Source organism: Acidobacteriota bacterium (assembly GCA_040754075.1).
In the GTDB taxonomy this organism is placed as follows: Bacteria; Acidobacteriota; Blastocatellia; order UBA7656; family UBA7656; genus JBFMDH01.
The window spans coordinates 232,115-248,621 of record JBFMDH010000004.1; the positions used below are offsets into that span (position 1 = coordinate 232,115).

Below are 16,507 nucleotides of genomic sequence, written 5' to 3' on the forward strand. Positions count from 1 at the left end.
CGCCAATAATTCAGGCGAGTTTGCCGAGTTTTGAGGCGCTCTGAAAATTCAAGGCGCGTTGTGGAAAGGCTTTGGCATTTGGCGGGAGCGTGAGAGGCGTGGTCGGTTGAACCAGTTTTCCGGTGGCGCGGGTGAGTCGCGCTTTGCATTCGGCTAAACCGATGCGGGCGCGTGCCGCATAGGCGCTCTGGTAATCGTTGATGTCAACCTTTTCAAATAATTTGATTGCCAGTTGAATGTCCTGTGAAGCGAAAGCGGCTTCTGCGCCTTGCACACAGGCGCGCGGTACAGCCGCATCATCAGGACAGCATCTGACGAAGCGAAAATATTCAATCGCGGCTTCGTGCCGCATATCAATCTCTTCAAGATATTCACACAATTTGAACCAGTCTTCTGCCGGAATGTTCGGTTCGATTTTATTATCCGGGAATGCCAGCAAGAGATTGTCATAGGCGTAAAGCGCCGCTTCTTTATCGCTGTTTTCGATGTGATGGCGAATCAGTTGCGTGTAAATGGTATTGAGTTTGTCATAATCGCGGGTCTTTTCATAAACCTGCGCGAGCGCCATCAGCAGTTCAGGTTTGCCCGGATGGGTTACTAACAAAGCTTTCAGTTTACTTTCTGCCTGCTCAAATGCGCCGGTGTCCAGGAGATGAATGGCTTCGGCAATTTTGGGTGAAAGTTGATAAGCAATTTTCGCTTCGATTTTTGGATTGATGTACTTTTCTTCGATGCGATAAGCCTTCATTAGAAAAGCAAAGGCGGCACCGAAAATGAAACCGGCAATGTGACAACGATAGCTGACGCCATCAAAATTGCGCGTTTTATAGGTGAAAAACCACCACAACAGAATTTGATTTAAAAAGAAAAATGCCATGTAGTAATAGCTTTTCACTAAAGCGACGCCATACGATTTTTTTCCGAATGCCATCATCGGCAGCGCCAATGGAATCGAAACCCAACCCATTTTCATGCGGGTTTTGGGAAGCCGAACCAGAAATGCACCCATCAATGCCGACACCGCCCCCGATGCGCCGATGAGTCCGGTGCCGCTTACCGCATCAGGGATTGCCGAAACCACTGCTCCCAATAAAAAGAAGCCCAGAAAAAGTGGTCGTCCCCAAAGGTCTTCAAGGCTGAATGCCACCGCAAACAACATAATCAGGTTAAACAACAGATGAACCGGAAAAACGATGCCCAGGATGCGACTGTTGGAATGTAAAAACGAATAGGTGAGCAATTGATAGGCTTTGTACTTTCCGTCGCGTACCAATCCATATTGATTGTAGAGATGTTCCTGATCGGCGATTTCTAATTTTTCGATGAGCGGTTGCAATTCAGCGCGCAATTGAATGGCGGTGGCGCTGCGAGTAAAACTGCGAACTTCATCAGCCAGGTCGGGTTCTTTTCTTAATCTCTCCTCGAATGAAGTGAGTTCCTTGGCGAATAAACCTGTGGCTTTCAGGCGGTTTCTGACATTTTCATCAGCCAGAATATCGCGGTTATCATCGATAAAAACTTTTATATATTTGAAGGCTTTTTCGCGGTCGCTATCCTGTTTAACCGTAACCGGAAGACTGACGAAATAGATGATGGTATTTAGCGCAAGAATGGCGAAGGTAATAATCGGTAGTCGCCTGACGATGGAATTTTCATTGCCCAGCGGAATAAAAAAGAAAAGCACTTGAAACGCCCAAACTAAAATCAGGAGAGTTAATAAAATCGTGTCTAACATAAAACTGGCGCTTTCTAAATCAGCTTCTGTTAATCAGTAGAGGCGCTTTGTGGAGGCAGCAGGAGTTTGTTCGGTTAATCGCTCTTTAATGATAATTCAGAGCATTTTCGGTAGCAACAGTTATTGTTAGTAACAAAAGCAAGCCCAGGAGCTTGCCTCTGTCCGGTGAGTAAATTTATCAATCAATCTTAAAGCCACGTAGCAATCTCAAATGAATGAATCTTAAAGCCACGTAGCAATCTCAAGGGTGCTCCGCAGCGTGGTAGTGTTCCTTACTGGCATCACGCAATCCAATCCACCAATCTTCTCGCGCCGCGTTCACACTTTCTGCTCCGGCTTGCATTAAAATATCGCGGATTTGCGATTCCTGTTCTTCATCATCAAATAAACAAATTACCAATGAGCGCCCTTGTTTGAGCGAATCTTTATAAACATAGGATTCATCAATCGGGATACCTTTATTCAGGTCATCTTCCAATTTCTCGCCAACGGCAACGCCACCCAAAGCCCCAAGCAAAGCGCCTGCGGCAATGCCGAAAGCGATAATCGTACCGACTCCCGGTATCAACGCGCTTATGGCAATGGCTCCTAAACTACCTGCGCCGGCACCAACGGCTCCGCCAACCACGCCACCTATCGCCGAACCCATTCCCGGTTGCTCACCTTCAGAGGTCGGGATATTGGCAACCTCCTGTTCGGATGATTGTGGAGTAAGGCGAATAATATTTTTTTCATCGATTCCCTGAGCGCGCAGATTATCAACCGCTCGTTTTGCATCTCTATTTGCTTTAAAAACGCCGACAAGTTCCATAAGTCATTCCTCGCTGATTAAGTTTTCTCCCATTTGAGTTGCAAGCTTTATGCCGTCCCGAAATTGCTGCGCCGAGACATTTATTTTTTCAGCAAGAAGAAAAGTGCTTTTGCTTTAATGGCGTTCTTTTTTGTTACGCTGCCTGTATTGGATTCCTACAAAACTGCTGGTTACTTCCCTTGAATTTTTTACTCATCAGTAAATTTATTCAACGAAAGCGCGACTTAACCTTCGGCATATGGTTTGCGCTTGGGTTGTCGGAAGGTTTGAGAACGAACCAGTTTTGAAGGAGGAGGATTTCAAAATGTCTACGAGAGCAGAAAGCGGTTTTTTGGTATCGGAACAGCCTGTTCATCAAACATCGGGGATATTTGCTGCCTTGAAAGATTTCATCAATCGTATTTTTGGTTGTTGGCATAAGGAGATGAGCCGTCCGTTCACTATTGAAGGCGAAACCTATCGGGTTTGTCTACATTGTGGCGCTCGCCGACAATTCAAACGCGAAAGCTGGGAAACTCAGGGGCGATATTATTTTGAAGATGCTTCGCCTGCAAGAACCAGAGGTCAAGTTGCACCGGTTAAAATCTCCAGATTACCGAACGAACAATTGGCGTTACCGCTGAAAACCAGTTTCAACTAAGTAGATAAAAAATGAATTGTTGATGTTTGATAATTCATAAATTTGCGGTGCGCTGCCTACGGAAGCGTTCTCCCTGGCTGTTGTAACAATCAAGTACATAAAAAATGTGGATGTACCGTTTCTTTGCTCAAGGGTTTTCAGCCTGACTCTATCTCAAACACATTTTTTAAAGTTAAGTAAGCAACGTTGTTTGTTCATCAATGGCGGTTTGGCTCGCTCTTTGCAAATGACAAGATTGTCAAAAAAATAGAATTAATCTGGTTGAATTTTAAAGCGGTCAGGCGTTCAGCGATGATCGCTTGAATTTCTTTTAAAGATTAACTCTAAATCCAGAAAACAAAATTCAAGTATCTCTTTGCTACCTGCGTTACGAATTAAAAGGAGATTTAGCGATGACTTATTCAAACAATCCTTCAGATATAGCGAATCGTGCTGATGAAACATTCAATAGACCTTCACAACCATCGGGGTTTAACCAGATAAAAACCACGGTTGCCGAAAAGTTACACTCGGCTGCCGATGCCTTGAGTCAAAAGACCAGGCAAAACGCCAACCAACAAAAAGAGGGAATCACCAACTACGGAAACCAAGCCGCCGATTGGCTTCATCGTTCTGCCGATTACATTCACGATTTTGATCCCAAACGAGTGAAATCCGATTTGCAAAATCAGGTGCGAACCAATCCAGGGCGCACCTTGCTGATTGCAGGGGCTGCCGGATTGTTACTTGGCGCATTACTTCGTCGGAGGTAATTAACATGCAACCGAAACAGGAAACCATAAAATCGCTTCAAGCCAATACTCGCGAAGAATCCCTGACCACTCTGCTTAGAGAGCTGGCAAGCAACTCCGCGGCTTTGGTGCGCGATGAACTGGCGCTTGCCAAACAGGAAATGAGCGAAAAAATTGCTTCGCTCAACAGCGGCATCATGGTAACGGCAATCGGGTCGATACTCGCTTTGCTTTCTCTGATGGTTTTATCGGCTGCCGCAGTAATTGTCTTAGCGCCTTATGCGGGCTTATGGCAGTCGGCTCTGATGATCGGCTTGGGATTAGCCATCGTCGGCGGAAGCATTGCCCTTACCGGAATTCAAAAAATCAAAGCGATTAAATTAAAACCTGAAAAGACCGTAAAAACTTTAGAAGAGGATAAACAATGGTTGAAAGAAATAAGCTGATTTCGCGAAGCAATTCCGAAACTCGTGAAGATGACCGAAGCGCCGATGAGATTCGTCGAGATATTGCCAACCGTCGCGAATCTTTAACGGGAACTGTCGAACGTCTCGGCGATCACATACAACAACGTCTCGACTGGCGACAATATGTGGCTGATTATCCTTTTGTGGCTATAGGGGTGGCTGCCGGTGTCGGTTTTCTATTTTCAGGAATGTTCAAACGAACGCCGACGCCTGGCGAGCGCATTATGGATGCGGTAGCCGAAAGCCTCGAAGATATGCGTGATCGTTTGTACTCGACTTTCGATGATTTGCCTTTGAAAAAAAATGGTGTGGGCAAAACCGTTAAGGCTGCGGCAACCGCGATAATCACCAAACAAATTGCCGATTATTTGAAGGATAAATTAACCGCAAAAATCGAATCGTCAAATAATCGAATCAAGCAAGCCGATATATCCACACCCAAAGAAGAACGCGCGCGAACCGCTGTGAATTCTGAGATGGGTACTTAATTTTTAACGGACGCCATGTCCATTTTATTAAACTATCAGGGAGGAATTATGGAAAGTACACCAAAAAGAGCACAAGAAACCGGAAAAACTTCTGTCCCGGAGCGTAAAGACATGCCTTCTACCGGACAATCGCAACCAGTAACTGCTACGACGCCAAACCGTCAATCAACGGATGAGCAAACCCTCATGGATCAAGGGACGGAAATCATAGAACAGGCAAAACAGAAAGTTACGGATGTTTATAATCAAACGGCTCAATCGGTCACTCATGGTTATGAAAACATCAAAGCCTATGGACAAAAAAATCCCGGAACCATGACCTTGATTGCGTTTGGCGCAGGAGTTGGTGTAGGGCTGTTGCTTGCCAACGGGATGATGAATTCGCGCAGCACCAGAGCCGGGCGAATCGTTCCACCGGTTCTTAACGCGCTTTCCGATATCGCATCACAAGTTTTGCGATAGGTTGGTCAAATCGATAATTTGCTGAAGCTTTCAAAGAGTGATAACCAGACCTCATACAGGTCATCCGTAAGGTTGAAGGTTATCGCTCTTTGATTGCTGTGGGATTTAATTATTTTGAGCAGAGTTTACCGATTTTTCTTCGCTTTTTTCGACACTATCAATTTTGTCTTTGGGTACGACGATAACGGCGGGAATGCGCAAAAGATGTTTACCCGGCGGGGTGCTGCCGCGCTGCAATTCGGGATTCAAATCAACCAGTGAACTGTAAGAAACGTTCAGCTTTTTCGCCAGCGGGCGTAAATCGGTTTGTTGAGCGATGGTTCGGGTCTCATATTTCGGCGTATATGAAGGCGGCAATTGAAATCCGTAACGTTCAGGATTTTTCGCAATGTTGACGACCGCAATGATTGCCGGAACATAATTGCGGGTTTCACGCGCTAAGTATCCTGCGCCGTGCAATGCCCAAAAGTCTCTGGTGCCCGCGCGATTGATCGCCGAATCGACATTGCCGGGACCGGTGTTATAAGCCGCAAGCGCCAACGTCCAGTTACCACGGAAATAATTCGATAGATACTTCAAATATTTTGCCGCCGCGCGGGTTGATTTTTCCGGGTTCGAGCGTTCATCCAGCCAGTAGGTTTGCGTGAGTCCAAAGTCCGCGCCGGTTCCGGGCATAAATTGCCAGATGCCCTTTGCCCCGGCATACGAAACGGCATAAGGATTCCAACTCGATTCCACTTGCGCAAGCCAGATGAAATCGGTCGGCACACCTTCTTCTTTGAAAATCCGCGTTGCCATTTCGCGATAACGGACAGAGCGGTTCAATCCGACTTCCATCGTCACACGTCCCTTGCCTTTGGTGAAATAGCTGATGAATTGCCGCACCGAGTAAGGCAGGTGTGTGTCATTAACATATTTGGGAACGGCGTTTTTCGGCTCGTTATCTTCGGCTACGACTTCATCGAGTTCGGCTTCCGAAAGTGTGGCGATTTTATCGAGCGGCGACGGTTCATAACGTTGTTCGCTGAATCCGCCGTCTTTTTGTTCGAGCGAAGCGATTTGATACCGATTGACTTTTTCAATCAGTTGTCGGTAATAGATGCGCAACTGGTCGTCGCTGCGAATATCGATTGAGCCAATCAGTATGGAATCAACCGCCTGATCAAATTCGCGGCGGGCTAATTCGTATTGCCCGTTGGTATAGGCTTCCTGCCCCTTTACAAAATGTCTCTCGGCAGTTTTGATTAATTCGTCAATCTCTAATTGTTTATTGTTTTGAGCCTGGTCAGATGCGTAGGCAAATAATGGCAACGAAGAAATAAAAAAAGTAAGTAATAATGCCGATACAATTTTTAACGAATGCTTTTTCATATTTATTTTTAATGTTATAGCAATCTTTGCAAACGCCGTTGGGTGATTGCAGGTTCGATTTTTTATTATAACCGATACTCGCTGGCTTTTAGCAAAGGTTTTCTTCAGCGAATTTTCGTCATGCGGGGGATCACTTTTTAATACGAATCGATGAGTCAGACCGTTACAAATCAGCAACCGTTGCCGCGCCTCCTTGAAGTGATTGTCTGCACGGTGGAAGATGCCATTGCTGCCGAAAACGGCGGAGCCGGGCGGCTTGAAATCATCAGCCACTTTGAAGTCGGCGGGTTAACTCCGGCTGTTGAATTGGTGCGTGAAATTTTAAATGCAGTTGCAATTCCCGCGCGCGTTATGCTCAGAGAGAACGCCGGTTTCAATATCAATGCAAAAGAACTGAAAAAACTGGCAAACGATGCTAAGCGATTTGCTGAACTTGGCGTCGATGGGTTGGTGCTCGGATTTTTACGCGACGGAGAAATTGATGTCGAGGCAATGAATGCGGTGCTTGGGTGCGCGCCGAAAATGAAAGCGACTTTTCATCGGGCTTTTGAACAAATGGATGACCCCTTTAAAGCGATTACGGTATTAAAAAACTTCACCCAGATTGATCGGATTTTAACCAGTGGCAGACCTGGCGAGTGGCAGCGAAATATTGAATTTCTTAAAGCGCTTCAACAAACTGCACAACCGGAAATTGCTATACTGGTTGGCGGTGGATTAGACGCGCAAAAACTGCAAACTCTGGGTGCGGAATCTACTCTGCGTGAATTCCATGTGGGCAGAAGCGCGCGCCTCGGCGAACAACTTGACGAGGGAGTTGATGCCGAAAAAGTTTCTCGGTTGCTGCGCTTGCTTAACTGAAGATAACTTACTCGGCGTTATCTTTGAGATTGATATTGAATCGTTCAGCCATGCGATAAAGCGTGCGCCGGTCAATCTTCATAATTTCGGCAGCGCGCGTGCGACTGCCGCCCACCTGTTGCAGCACATGCACCAGATAGCGGCGTTCCAATTCGTCAAGCGAGGGTAAATCATCAAACAGCGTCTGTAATTTTTCGCCGCGATTGCTGCCCACCTGATTGCGAACTTTTTCCTGTAAATCACTCGGCGTAATAACCGAACCACGCACATACAAAGCGGCGTGTTCGATGGTGTTTTCAAGTTCACGAACATTGCCGGGCCAATCGTATTGTTCGAGCAATGACAACGCCTCTGAAGAGATAGAAGTGGCAACCGTTCCTGCTGATTTCGCGCGTTTGAGAGCGTGAGCCGCAAGCAGTTGGATGTCTTCACGCCGTTCTCTGAGCGGCGGCACACGCAACGTCACCACGCTTAACCGATAAAACAGGTCTTCGCGAAACCGCCCTTCTTTGACCTCCTGTTCGAGATGGCGATTGGTGGCTGCCAGGATTCGCACATCGACGTGAATATTTTTAGTGCCGCCGACTCTGCGAATTTCGCTCTCCTGCAAGACGCGCAACAATTTCACCTGCATGTTCAAACTGGTTTCGCCGATTTCATCAAGAAAAATGGTGCCGCCGTCAGCGTCTTCAAAGAGACCGCGTTTGTCTGCATAAGCGCCTGTGAAACTGCCTTTCATATGCCCGAACAATTCGGCTTCAAGCAGGGTTTCGGTTAAAGCGCCGCAGTTGATGGCTAAGAACGCGCCGTTATGGCGCAAACTGTTGCGGTGAATCGCGCGCGCCACCAGTTCTTTGCCGGTGCCCGATTCCCCGGTAATCAATACGGTCGAGCGCGATGGCGCAACCACGGCAATCTGTTTATAGAGGTCAATCATTTTCGGGCTGTGCCCGATAAGCCCCGATGATTCGCTGTACTCTTTCAAAATGACTGCCTGGGTTTCTTCGGTCTTCTGTTGGGTGAGAGCACGTTTGGCGGTGGCGATGATTTCCGAAATATTGAACGGTTTGCTGATGTAATCGAAAGCCCCTTCGCGAACCGCTTCGACGGCGGTTTCGAGCGACCCGAAGCCGCTAATCAAAATGACCTCGGATTGTGGTGAGATGGTTTTGAACTCTTTGAGCAGGGCAACCCCATTGATTTTGCTGCCCAGATTAATATCGGAAACAATCAAGTCGAAGCGTTGGCGATTCACCGCAGCGATGGCGGCTTCGGCAGATTGACTGGAGGTCACTTGCCAGCCTTCTTCGGAAAAAATTTCGGAAAGAAAATTGCAGGTTTCCAAATCGTCGTCAATAACCAGAATTTGTTTCATGATTTCTCTCACCAAATTATAGTCGCATTGCGTATGCCCCCTGATTCATTAACAAAATTTTCTGCTTTCGGCAATTTAATTAAGAAATTTGTGAGTTTGCCGGTTTCACTTTCAGCGCGAATCTCGCCGCCATGTTCGAGAATAATCTGTTTGACAATGGTTAGCCCAAGCCCGGTTCCGCCCTGTTCACGCTTGGTTGAAAACAGCGGCTCAAAAATTAAACCAATCTCTTCGACGGGTATGCCTTTTCCTGTGTCGGAGATTTTGATGAGAATATTTTCTTCTTCCAGGCTGGTCGCCACTAACAAATTGCCACCTTCGGGCATGGCATCGAGACTGTTGTTAATCAAATTGAGGAAGACCTGTTGCAACTGGTCTGCATTGGCATAGATTGTCGGAAGATTGTCAGCCAGAGCTTTTGACAATTTTACCTGCCGCGACGACAGCGTCGGTTGCATGGCATAGAGAATATTTTCAAGGATTTTGTTGATGTCGCCGGTTGCATATTTCGGGCGCGGGCGTTTGATGGCATCCAGCATGGCGCGAACGATTTCGGTGACGCGGTCAATCTGCGCTTCGATAACCGCCAGACGATTGGTGATGCGTTCATCGGTGGTGCGGGCGCGAAGCAGTTGCACATGACCGGAAATTAAATTCAAGGGAGTGCCGACTTCGTGCGCGAATTGCGCGGCAAGTTGCCCGGCGGTTGCGAGCTTTTCAAGTTTTGAAAGCTCTTTCTGCATTTCAAACAAATGCAGGTTGGCGTCTTCGAGTTGTTCGCTGCGTTCGGAAATTTCGATGGTCGCTTCGCGAATGCGGGCTTCCAGCAGCGCGTGTTCCTGATGTAACTGTTCAGCCATGCGATTAAATTGATTGGTCAACATTCCCAATTCATCCTGCGAAGCGATAGGAACTTCAATCGCCAGATCGCCGCTTTGGGCTTTTGACATTGCCGCCAGTAAATTATCGAGCGGAATATAAATCAGGTATTTGAAAAGAAAATAGACCAATAAGGTGATGGTAATAATCGTCAGGATGAATGAAGGGAGAAGCGTTTTGCGCAGCAACGTCCCGAAACTTTGCGATTCATCAAACGACAGCAACAATTGGACAACGCCGAATTGGTTGACGCCTCTATCATCGGAAATATCGATGCTGGCTTCGACAGTGATTAAAGTCTGATCGCCCTGATGTCTGGTCGCAATGATTTCGCGATTGCCCGTGCCAATCGGCTTAAAAGCCTTGCTTGAGCCGTTGGGGGATTGAACGGTTGCAGGAATTAACAGGGTTTCAACCCACTCGCCCGTAGCGTTTTTATAATAAACCCGCGCTTCGACAATCTCTTTGTGAGCGTTTAAAAAACTCTGTTCGAGAATTTTTTTGCTCTCTGTCCAGACGGGAACGAATGCTTCAGCCTGGGCATCTGCGAAACGGTTTTCGGGAGGTTTATCCTGCGATTTTTTATTGATGATGACGTTTTGTTCAATGATTTCGGCAACCCGAACCGCAAGCAATTCGGATTGATATTTTTCATCTTCAGCGGTGAGGTTGTTAATCGTGAGATTGGAAAAATAACCGGCAACCGTAAACACCACAATCAACACAATCGAAATCAACAGGGTGGTTTTCGTATGCAATTTGAGGGCGGCAAAACTGAACCTCTTGGGAAATTTCATGGCGCAACCACTTTAAAAACTATTGAGGGGGTTCAAACCATTAATCATTTATCTGGAATTTGCGTGCCAGAGTTACCCGTTCAGTTAAGTGCTGAAATTTCAGCCTTAAACAATTTTGACGGCTAAAAAAACGGCATTTAAAACGTGACGATTTTGAAAGCTCTGACCATAAAGCCACGCCTGCGGTAAACTTTAATTTATAATTCATTCACAACCGAATGAGCTAAGCATCCAATGGGTTAGGCAGCAACCGGCAAGCCGTAGTATGATTGGCAATCAGCAAGAAAAATAACAAAGCCTAAACACAGGACGCAGCGATAAAATAAACTCGGAAAGGTCTGCGCGATAATGAACAGTTCAAAAGAGAGATTGAAAGCCCTGCAGGCGATTCAAGCCAAAAAAGAAGCCCTCGCAAAACATATTACACGCGCTCACGAACAGGAACATGCTCCGACTCACGTCAGTCGTATTGAGACTGCCAAAAAATTTATCGGCGATGAATTGAAAAAACTGACGCCGCAGGAACGCGAAATCATCGAACGTTTCGTCAATCACCGGCAGGTCGCCCGCAACGTCACTTCCGAATATGAAGAGCAATTGACCTTTGGCGAAAAACTCGCGGATCGTTTTGCCGAGGTGATGGGGTCATGGCGCTTCATCGTTGCGCAAACCATTTTGCTTACCATCTGGGTCATTTTAAATATTACCGCTTTTATTAATCACTGGGACCCCTATCCGTTTATCCTGCTCAATCTCGCGCTTTCATTTCAAGCCGCTTATGCTGCGCCGATTATTATGATGAGTCAAAACCGGCAGGCTGATAAAGACCGTCTGCAATCGCGCAACGATTATGAAGTCAATCTGAAGGCGGAAATGGAAATCCTGCAACTGCATGAAAAGTTCAATGATTTGCGCGATTCGCTGTGGGTTGAACTGGTGGAGATGCAACAACAGCAACTCGAAATTCTCGAAGAGATTGTCAAACATATCCGCGTGCAGGAAGACCCCACTAACGAAGATGAACCGGTTTGAAGATGAGCTAATTTTTTGTGGCATTTGTGCGCGCGCTGCAAAGAAGCCACAGCTACCTTAAACCGATGAGGCAGCAAACGACCGTCGCGCAAACCGCAATAAACCTCGAAAAATCGGCTTAAAACTGCATATTTCTTCGGTTTATAACGAATTGCATAGAGTCGGTGAATCCCTGAACGGATTGATTAATTACTGGCACGCCTTTTGCCAAACTACGGATGCCAGCTTAAAAGAACACAGATGAGAGGGAAACACAGGAGAGTTCTGTTATGGGTGGTCTATCTTTAATTCCGGCGAAAGAGATTTTTGTTTCGGTTTTCGCACAAACCGATGTGGGAATGAAACGCCAAGCCAACGAGGATACTTACTTGATTGCCGATTTAAATTCAGGAAATTCCAATCTCCGGTTCGGCGTGACCTCGCACAGAGTCGGCGACCGTGGCAGTTTGATGATTGTATCGGACGGCATGGGCGGACACCGCGCCGGTGATGTAGCAAGCGATCTGGCAACCCAAATCGTTCTGGATTCCTTGCTCAATTTCCCGGAAACCTTGCAGGCGAGCGAGCGTTTGGATAGAGCCACGCGCATTGCCAATCGCATCGTTTGCAATTGCTCGGAAAAAAATCCTGAGCTTGCCGGAATGGGCACGACGATGACCGCCGTTTTGGTCGAAGGCACGAATGCTTATATTTCACAGGTCGGTGATTCACGCGCCTATTTAATCAGAGACGATGACATCACCCAGCTCACCAGAGATCAATCGCTTCTGCAATTGCTGCTTGATACCGGACAGCTTGAGCCAACCGATGCCGCGAGCCAGCCGAACAATGTGATTATGCAGGCAATAGGCATTTCACCGTATCTCGAACCGGAAATTACCAATGTCGAATTGCGCCGTGATGATTATCTGGTGATTTGCAGCGACGGGTTATCGAATAAAATCGAGCCGCAGGAAATTCTCGAAGTGGTTCAAGCTGCCGTGCGACTCGATATTGCCTGCCGCAAACTGGTGGCGATGGCGAATGCCCGGGGCGGTGAAGATAACATCACGGTCATCATTGCGCGCTTTGATGGCGAAGCCTTTGATTCACGAAGCCGAAACGAAATATTGAGAGTACATAGCATCAACTAGCAAAATCCTTGGTTGATTCTCCGAATAAATGGTTCGGAGGGTAATCAGACCTTGAGGGGGTAGTAAAAGGTTTGATTGCCAATTGAGAGTAGCCTGTAGGTAACGCCGATGAAACCAGCGGCACGAGTTCGCTCGTTGAAAATCGCGCGCCCGGTTCGCACCGACGGCTATTTGCAGGCTTCTCTTTTTATTTGAAAATTTTTTCTCCCAAGCCAATACACCGAGCAAGAGGTTCGATAGTGATTTTGCTCCTGGTGTTCCTGGTGAGCTTTGAGTGATGCCGAAACACGCAAAGTTCACCAGGGATACCAGGAGCATTTTTTTGTAATGACAAACCCTCCAAAAGCGATTCGCGCAAATGTCTTATACCGGTCAGTCATTGCGCGAGCATTTCTCAAAATCGAAAGCGGTTATTTCTCGAAAATAAAAATCAAGCCAGCAGATTGGGCAGAGGCGGCTAAATGCCATCCGTCAAATCCGTTTTATCCGCCCAATCCGAGGATAAATTTCAACTTTTATGAGTGTGCTGGTATCAATTTGAGCGAGCAATAAACCCTGTCTATTTTGCGCGGGTGAAAGAAAAATATTCATTGTCTTGACAGCCCGAAGAGCGAGTCCGTATAGTACATCTTTCGCCGTTGGGCGGTTAGCTCAGTTGGTAGAGCATCGGTCTTACAAACCGGGGGTCACTGGTTCGAGTCCAGTATCGCCCACCATCAAGGTTGCACTCATTTGCGTATTTGAAAATTGATAAAATCTTTGCAAGTTTGCGGAGTCGTAGTTCAGTTGGTTAGAACGCCGGCCTGTCACGTCGGAGGTCGCGGGTTCGAGTCCCGTCGGCTCCGCCAGTAAAGCCCGTATCAACGGGGGATAGAGACCGCCTTTCGGGGCGGTCTTCTTCTTTTTCGGCGGGTGTACCCATTTTTGTACCCATAATGTCGGTAAGTCCATCAGCAATAAGCTCTACCGTCTGTTGTCTGAACGTAGGTGAGAAGTGTTTATACCGCTCTAGTTCTTCTGATCTATGACCTGTGAGCTTCCGAATCACCGCATCAGCAACACCGCTCATAAAGAGCATTGTAGTTGCGAAATGTCTCAAGTCGTGGATTCGGAGGTCTGTTATACCCGCAAGTCTGCAAATCCGTCTGAACCGCTTTCCCAAATCCCACACATACGGCTTGGAGAAGTTCCCCTTAAACCGGACGTTTGGTTTAGCAGGGAATAGGTACTCATGCTTTCCGTAGCTGGGGAGTTGCCTTAGCGCCCAGACTGCGAGTGCTGGAAGTGGAAGGCGCTTCGGTCTTTTGTTCTTGGTCTTGGCAGCGTAGATGAATGGATACTCCTCATCTACTCCAACCTCTGACCATTTTCTTGGCAGGATTTCTCCCTTACGCATACCCGTACAGGCAGCGAGGATCACGAATCCCATAAGCTCAAAATCTTCTTCCTCCCGGCACTTCTCGATGAGCTTTACCAGTTCCTCGACTCCTACGAACCTGTCTCTGGCTTCTCGTTCGGGGACTTGCTTGGTCGGGGTAACAGGGTTGTCATCGTACTTCTTCCACTTGATTGCAAAATTGAAAGCGGAATTGATGATGGTTCGGTAGTGGTTGACCGAAGACGGCGACAGCTTCTCTTTGGTCAAAAGACCGTCAAGAAAATCCTGCACCATCTCTGGCGTGAGGTTACGGGCTTTGAGCTTCCGAAACTTATTCAGCCTCGGCAGCAGATAATGAAACTTGCTCGGTTTGTCTTTGGCGTGCTTCTCCCACCAAAAGTCTAAGAGTTCACCAAACGTGATTGACTCAAATTTTCTGGTTGGGATCACCCTGCGTTCTGACACCTCGATAAGCCTCCGTCTCAAAAGCTCCTCTGCTATGGCTGGGTCTGTGGTGTGGGCGCTTTCCTTGATGCGCTTGCCGGTCCCATCCATATACCTGATCCATAGATTAGGACTGCTCTTGTTGCGTTGATAGACACCTTTCGGTAGTTTTGCTTTCATCGTTCCTCCTTTAGGGCAGATTTATTTCCAATAGGTCATAGATGACGTATAGCCTACAGGTAGGGCATAACGCGGCTCTTGTTTCGCATCGAGGGCCGTAGTTCTTCTTCAACCACTTTCGGTAGTAAGCTAATAACTTCCTGCTCTCCGGCGCTGGCTCGAAATCAAGCTGGCCGAACTTTACTACTTCACCTTCTTTGACAATGATTGGTTTGGGCATAGTAGAATTGCGGGTTAATGCTTAACCTTCTTTCTAACGATTATCTCCCAGTCACCAAGTTGCTTTTCACCGTTATATACTTGTTCTTGAGTGATAGTCATTGTTTCGGCTGCCGTTTCAGCACATTGTTTTATTAGCCAGAAGCATATTGCATTTAGTTTTTCTACTTCGTTCATAACCCTATTACTCCCGCCAGCCAATGAAGTATGGCTGACAATAAATATTCAAGTTTGGCTTTCATAGAATCTTCTCCACGTCTGACAGATCATAGGCGAGTATGTACAGACAATTATCTTTCAACATATCGTTGGCAAACTGTTCTTGATAGGTTGTGCGCTTATTCTTTCCCACCTTCGCCTCAATACCTATGAAGCGGCCAGTGCCCTTTTGCCAGCCAATAATATCGGGTGATCCAACCGGGGCAAGTTGTACTCGGTATTGCTTACGCTCTCCGGTGTACATTGCGCCGCTGTTATTGCGCCAGACGGTATGACCTTTGAAGCGAAGATAATGCAAAATTTGATTTACTAACTGGGTTTCTTTCAGATGGGTAGGGATTAATTAAATACTCAAAGCTTGTTGACCAGTTGTAGCGGGCTGGGGTTTGAGGCTGGGACAATCTCTTGTATGGAAGGAAAGTAAAATAAAGGAATCACAGCAGACTGCGCTAGAAGCGAAATTTGCCTCTTGGCGGGGACTTTCTTTCGGGATGGCTCTTTTATCGTCTTTGGGTGTTTCCGTTGAAACCAACCTGAGCCAATTAACGCCCGCACCATGTTTCCTCCCGCATCTCCCCCGACATAGCTCTTTTTGGATGGGGAACCTCTTATGCGCTGCGTTTACTCCATCAATAAGGTCTTGCACTCGCCTACGATAATCACGAAAAGGAATCTCATTAGAGCAATGCCAAGCCCCGTCTGATAGCAAGTCTAAAATGAACTGATGTTGATTACTCATAGCTTGCCTCCGTGAATGGCGTTTGGAAAATTCAAGTTTGCAAATTCTCCGAACATATCTTTAGCGTAAATATCGTATACCATTGCTGCATGGCACTCGTTCTCGAATGTGCCAAAGCTATACTTTCTTCCTTGGAATGTGGTCTGAGCTTGCCAAGCTTTCTTGTGTTTATTGTTGGCAATATGGACTCCTTTATAGGTAGATTGCGTGCCGTTATGCTTCGGACAGTTCGCCTGGTTCTGTGACTTCGTAGCAAGTCGGATGTTTTGCCTGCGATTATCCAAGGTGTCCAGGTTGATGTGATCTACTTCCAGTCCCTTTGGCGCATCAAGAATCATCCGGTGCATATAAATATGCTTGTAGTTTATTTTAGTGCTAGCGTACCCCTTAGAGCTGTAGAACCATTTATACTGACTTAACCAGCTATAATCTTCAGCATCAACTATTGCAACCCTACCTCTTGTTAGGGGTATTTGTTTAATGGTTTCTCGTTGGCCGGTCATTTTGATTTCATTTAATTGTTTTATCTTGGAGGAAACGCGCACA

At 46.8% G+C, this 16,507-nt stretch carries 15 protein-coding genes, 2 tRNA genes and 1 pseudogene; 10 read left to right on the forward strand and 8 right to left on the reverse strand.

The annotated features are described in order from the left end of the window. Nucleotides 1-10: 10 nt before the first annotated feature. Nucleotides 11-1,735 (reverse strand): rhomboid family intramembrane serine protease, encoded by a 1,725-nt coding sequence (locus tag AB1757_06585; protein ID MEW6126689.1) that lies wholly within the window; start codon nt 1,733-1,735, stop codon nt 11-13. A 241-nt stretch (nt 1,736-1,976) separates the two neighbouring features. Continuing rightward, nucleotides 1,977-2,546 carry a hypothetical protein gene (locus AB1757_06590; protein ID MEW6126690.1) on the reverse strand — a complete coding sequence of 190 codons (570 nt, stop codon included), beginning with the start codon at nt 2,544-2,546 and terminating at the stop codon, nt 1,977-1,979. A 304-nt stretch (nt 2,547-2,850) separates the two neighbouring features. On the opposite strand from AB1757_06590, the gene AB1757_06595 reads away from it, so the two are divergent. The 5 genes from AB1757_06595 (at nt 2,851) to AB1757_06615 (ending at nt 5,334) form a co-directional block, all read left to right on the forward strand. Next, nucleotides 2,851-3,186 (forward strand): hypothetical protein, encoded by a 336-nt coding sequence (locus AB1757_06595; protein ID MEW6126691.1) that lies wholly within the window; start codon nt 2,851-2,853, stop codon nt 3,184-3,186. A 392-nt stretch (nt 3,187-3,578) separates the two neighbouring features. Continuing rightward, the gene (locus AB1757_06600) at nt 3,579-3,938 is read left to right on the forward strand and encodes a hypothetical protein (protein MEW6126692.1); all 360 of its coding nucleotides are present in this window, start codon (nt 3,579-3,581) and stop codon (nt 3,936-3,938) included. A gap of 5 nt (nt 3,939-3,943) precedes the next feature. Further along, nucleotides 3,944-4,363 carry a phage holin family protein gene (locus tag AB1757_06605; protein ID MEW6126693.1) on the forward strand — a complete coding sequence of 140 codons (420 nt, stop codon included), beginning with the start codon at nt 3,944-3,946 and terminating at the stop codon, nt 4,361-4,363. Further along, the gene (locus tag AB1757_06610) at nt 4,342-4,872 is read left to right on the forward strand and encodes a DUF883 C-terminal domain-containing protein (GenBank protein MEW6126694.1); all 531 of its coding nucleotides are present in this window, start codon (nt 4,342-4,344) and stop codon (nt 4,870-4,872) included. Before AB1757_06605 ends, AB1757_06610 begins: the two co-directional genes overlap by 22 nt. 48 nt (nt 4,873-4,920) lie before the next feature. Then, on the forward strand, nt 4,921-5,334 hold the full coding sequence (locus AB1757_06615) for a hypothetical protein (GenBank protein MEW6126695.1): 414 nt from the start codon (nt 4,921-4,923) through the stop codon (nt 5,332-5,334). Nucleotides 5,335-5,439: 105 nt separating this feature from the next. Here AB1757_06615 and AB1757_06620 read toward each other — a convergent pair whose 3' ends face one another. Further along, a complete protein-coding gene (locus AB1757_06620) occupies nt 5,440-6,705 on the reverse strand; it encodes a lytic transglycosylase domain-containing protein (protein MEW6126696.1) in 1,266 nt (421 codons plus the stop codon). Between the two features lie 150 nt (nt 6,706-6,855). Between AB1757_06620 and AB1757_06625 the strand changes: the two genes are divergently transcribed. Further along, nucleotides 6,856-7,566 (forward strand): copper homeostasis protein CutC, encoded by a 711-nt coding sequence (locus tag AB1757_06625; GenBank protein MEW6126697.1) that lies wholly within the window; start codon nt 6,856-6,858, stop codon nt 7,564-7,566. A gap of 7 nt (nt 7,567-7,573) precedes the next feature. On the opposite strand, the gene AB1757_06630 is transcribed toward AB1757_06625, so the two are convergent. Both AB1757_06630 and AB1757_06635 read right to left on the reverse strand, forming a co-directional pair. Further along, nucleotides 7,574-8,941 carry a sigma-54 dependent transcriptional regulator gene (locus tag AB1757_06630; protein MEW6126698.1) on the reverse strand — a complete coding sequence of 456 codons (1,368 nt, stop codon included), beginning with the start codon at nt 8,939-8,941 and terminating at the stop codon, nt 7,574-7,576. A gap of 8 nt (nt 8,942-8,949) precedes the next feature. After that, nucleotides 8,950-10,617, reverse strand: coding sequence for an ATP-binding protein (locus AB1757_06635; protein ID MEW6126699.1), 1,668 nt, complete (start codon nt 10,615-10,617; stop codon nt 8,950-8,952). 348 nt (nt 10,618-10,965) lie between these two features. Here AB1757_06635 and AB1757_06640 point away from each other — a divergent pair, with 348 nt between their 5' ends. The 4 genes from AB1757_06640 (at nt 10,966) to AB1757_06655 (ending at nt 13,630) form a co-directional block, all read left to right on the forward strand. Next, nucleotides 10,966-11,649, forward strand: a complete 684-nt coding sequence (locus AB1757_06640) for a DUF1003 domain-containing protein (protein ID MEW6126700.1) — start codon at nt 10,966-10,968, stop codon at nt 11,647-11,649. Between the two features lie 269 nt (nt 11,650-11,918). Next, complete coding sequence (locus tag AB1757_06645) at nt 11,919-12,782, forward strand: Stp1/IreP family PP2C-type Ser/Thr phosphatase (GenBank protein ID MEW6126701.1); 864 nt, start codon at nt 11,919-11,921, stop codon at nt 12,780-12,782. 640 nt (nt 12,783-13,422) lie between these two features. Further along, nucleotides 13,423-13,498 (forward strand) — tRNA-Val (locus AB1757_06650). A gap of 55 nt (nt 13,499-13,553) precedes the next feature. Further along, nucleotides 13,554-13,630: transfer RNA gene (locus tag AB1757_06655), tRNA-Asp, on the forward strand. A 158-nt stretch (nt 13,631-13,788) separates the two neighbouring features. Here the strand turns inward: AB1757_06655 and AB1757_06660 are convergent. From AB1757_06660 to AB1757_06670, 3 genes and pseudogenes are all read right to left on the reverse strand, one after another. Next, a pseudogene (locus tag AB1757_06660) lies at nt 13,789-14,784 on the reverse strand (tyrosine-type recombinase/integrase). A gap of 234 nt (nt 14,785-15,018) precedes the next feature. Beyond that, nucleotides 15,019-15,180 (reverse strand): hypothetical protein, encoded by a 162-nt coding sequence (locus AB1757_06665; GenBank protein MEW6126702.1) that lies wholly within the window; start codon nt 15,178-15,180, stop codon nt 15,019-15,021. Nucleotides 15,181-15,957: 777 nt separating this feature from the next. After that, a complete protein-coding gene (locus AB1757_06670; GenBank protein ID MEW6126703.1) occupies nt 15,958-16,506 on the reverse strand; it encodes an HNH endonuclease in 549 nt (182 codons plus the stop codon). Nucleotide 16,507: the final 1 nt, after the last annotated feature.

Coding starts and splice junctions, on each gene's coding strand:
- AB1757_06585 (MEW6126689.1), bottom strand. CDS start 1,735: ATGTTAGACACGATTTTATTAACTCTCCTGATTTTAGTTTGGGCGTTT.
- AB1757_06590 (MEW6126690.1), bottom strand. CDS start 2,546: ATGGAACTTGTCGGCGTTTTTAAAGCAAATAGAGATGCAAAACGAGCG.
- AB1757_06595 (MEW6126691.1), top strand. CDS start 2,851: ATGTCTACGAGAGCAGAAAGCGGTTTTTTGGTATCGGAACAGCCTGTT.
- AB1757_06600 (MEW6126692.1), top strand. CDS start 3,579: ATGACTTATTCAAACAATCCTTCAGATATAGCGAATCGTGCTGATGAA.
- AB1757_06605 (MEW6126693.1), top strand. CDS start 3,944: ATGCAACCGAAACAGGAAACCATAAAATCGCTTCAAGCCAATACTCGC.
- AB1757_06610 (MEW6126694.1), top strand. CDS start 4,342: ATGGTTGAAAGAAATAAGCTGATTTCGCGAAGCAATTCCGAAACTCGT.
- AB1757_06615 (MEW6126695.1), top strand. CDS start 4,921: ATGGAAAGTACACCAAAAAGAGCACAAGAAACCGGAAAAACTTCTGTC.
- AB1757_06620 (MEW6126696.1), bottom strand. CDS start 6,705: ATGAAAAAGCATTCGTTAAAAATTGTATCGGCATTATTACTTACTTTT.
- AB1757_06625 (MEW6126697.1), top strand. CDS start 6,856: ATGAGTCAGACCGTTACAAATCAGCAACCGTTGCCGCGCCTCCTTGAA.
- AB1757_06630 (MEW6126698.1), bottom strand. CDS start 8,941: ATGAAACAAATTCTGGTTATTGACGACGATTTGGAAACCTGCAATTTT.
- AB1757_06635 (MEW6126699.1), bottom strand. CDS start 10,617: ATGAAATTTCCCAAGAGGTTCAGTTTTGCCGCCCTCAAATTGCATACG.
- AB1757_06640 (MEW6126700.1), top strand. CDS start 10,966: ATGAACAGTTCAAAAGAGAGATTGAAAGCCCTGCAGGCGATTCAAGCC.
- AB1757_06645 (MEW6126701.1), top strand. CDS start 11,919: ATGGGTGGTCTATCTTTAATTCCGGCGAAAGAGATTTTTGTTTCGGTT.
- AB1757_06665 (MEW6126702.1), bottom strand. CDS start 15,180: ATGAACGAAGTAGAAAAACTAAATGCAATATGCTTCTGGCTAATAAAA.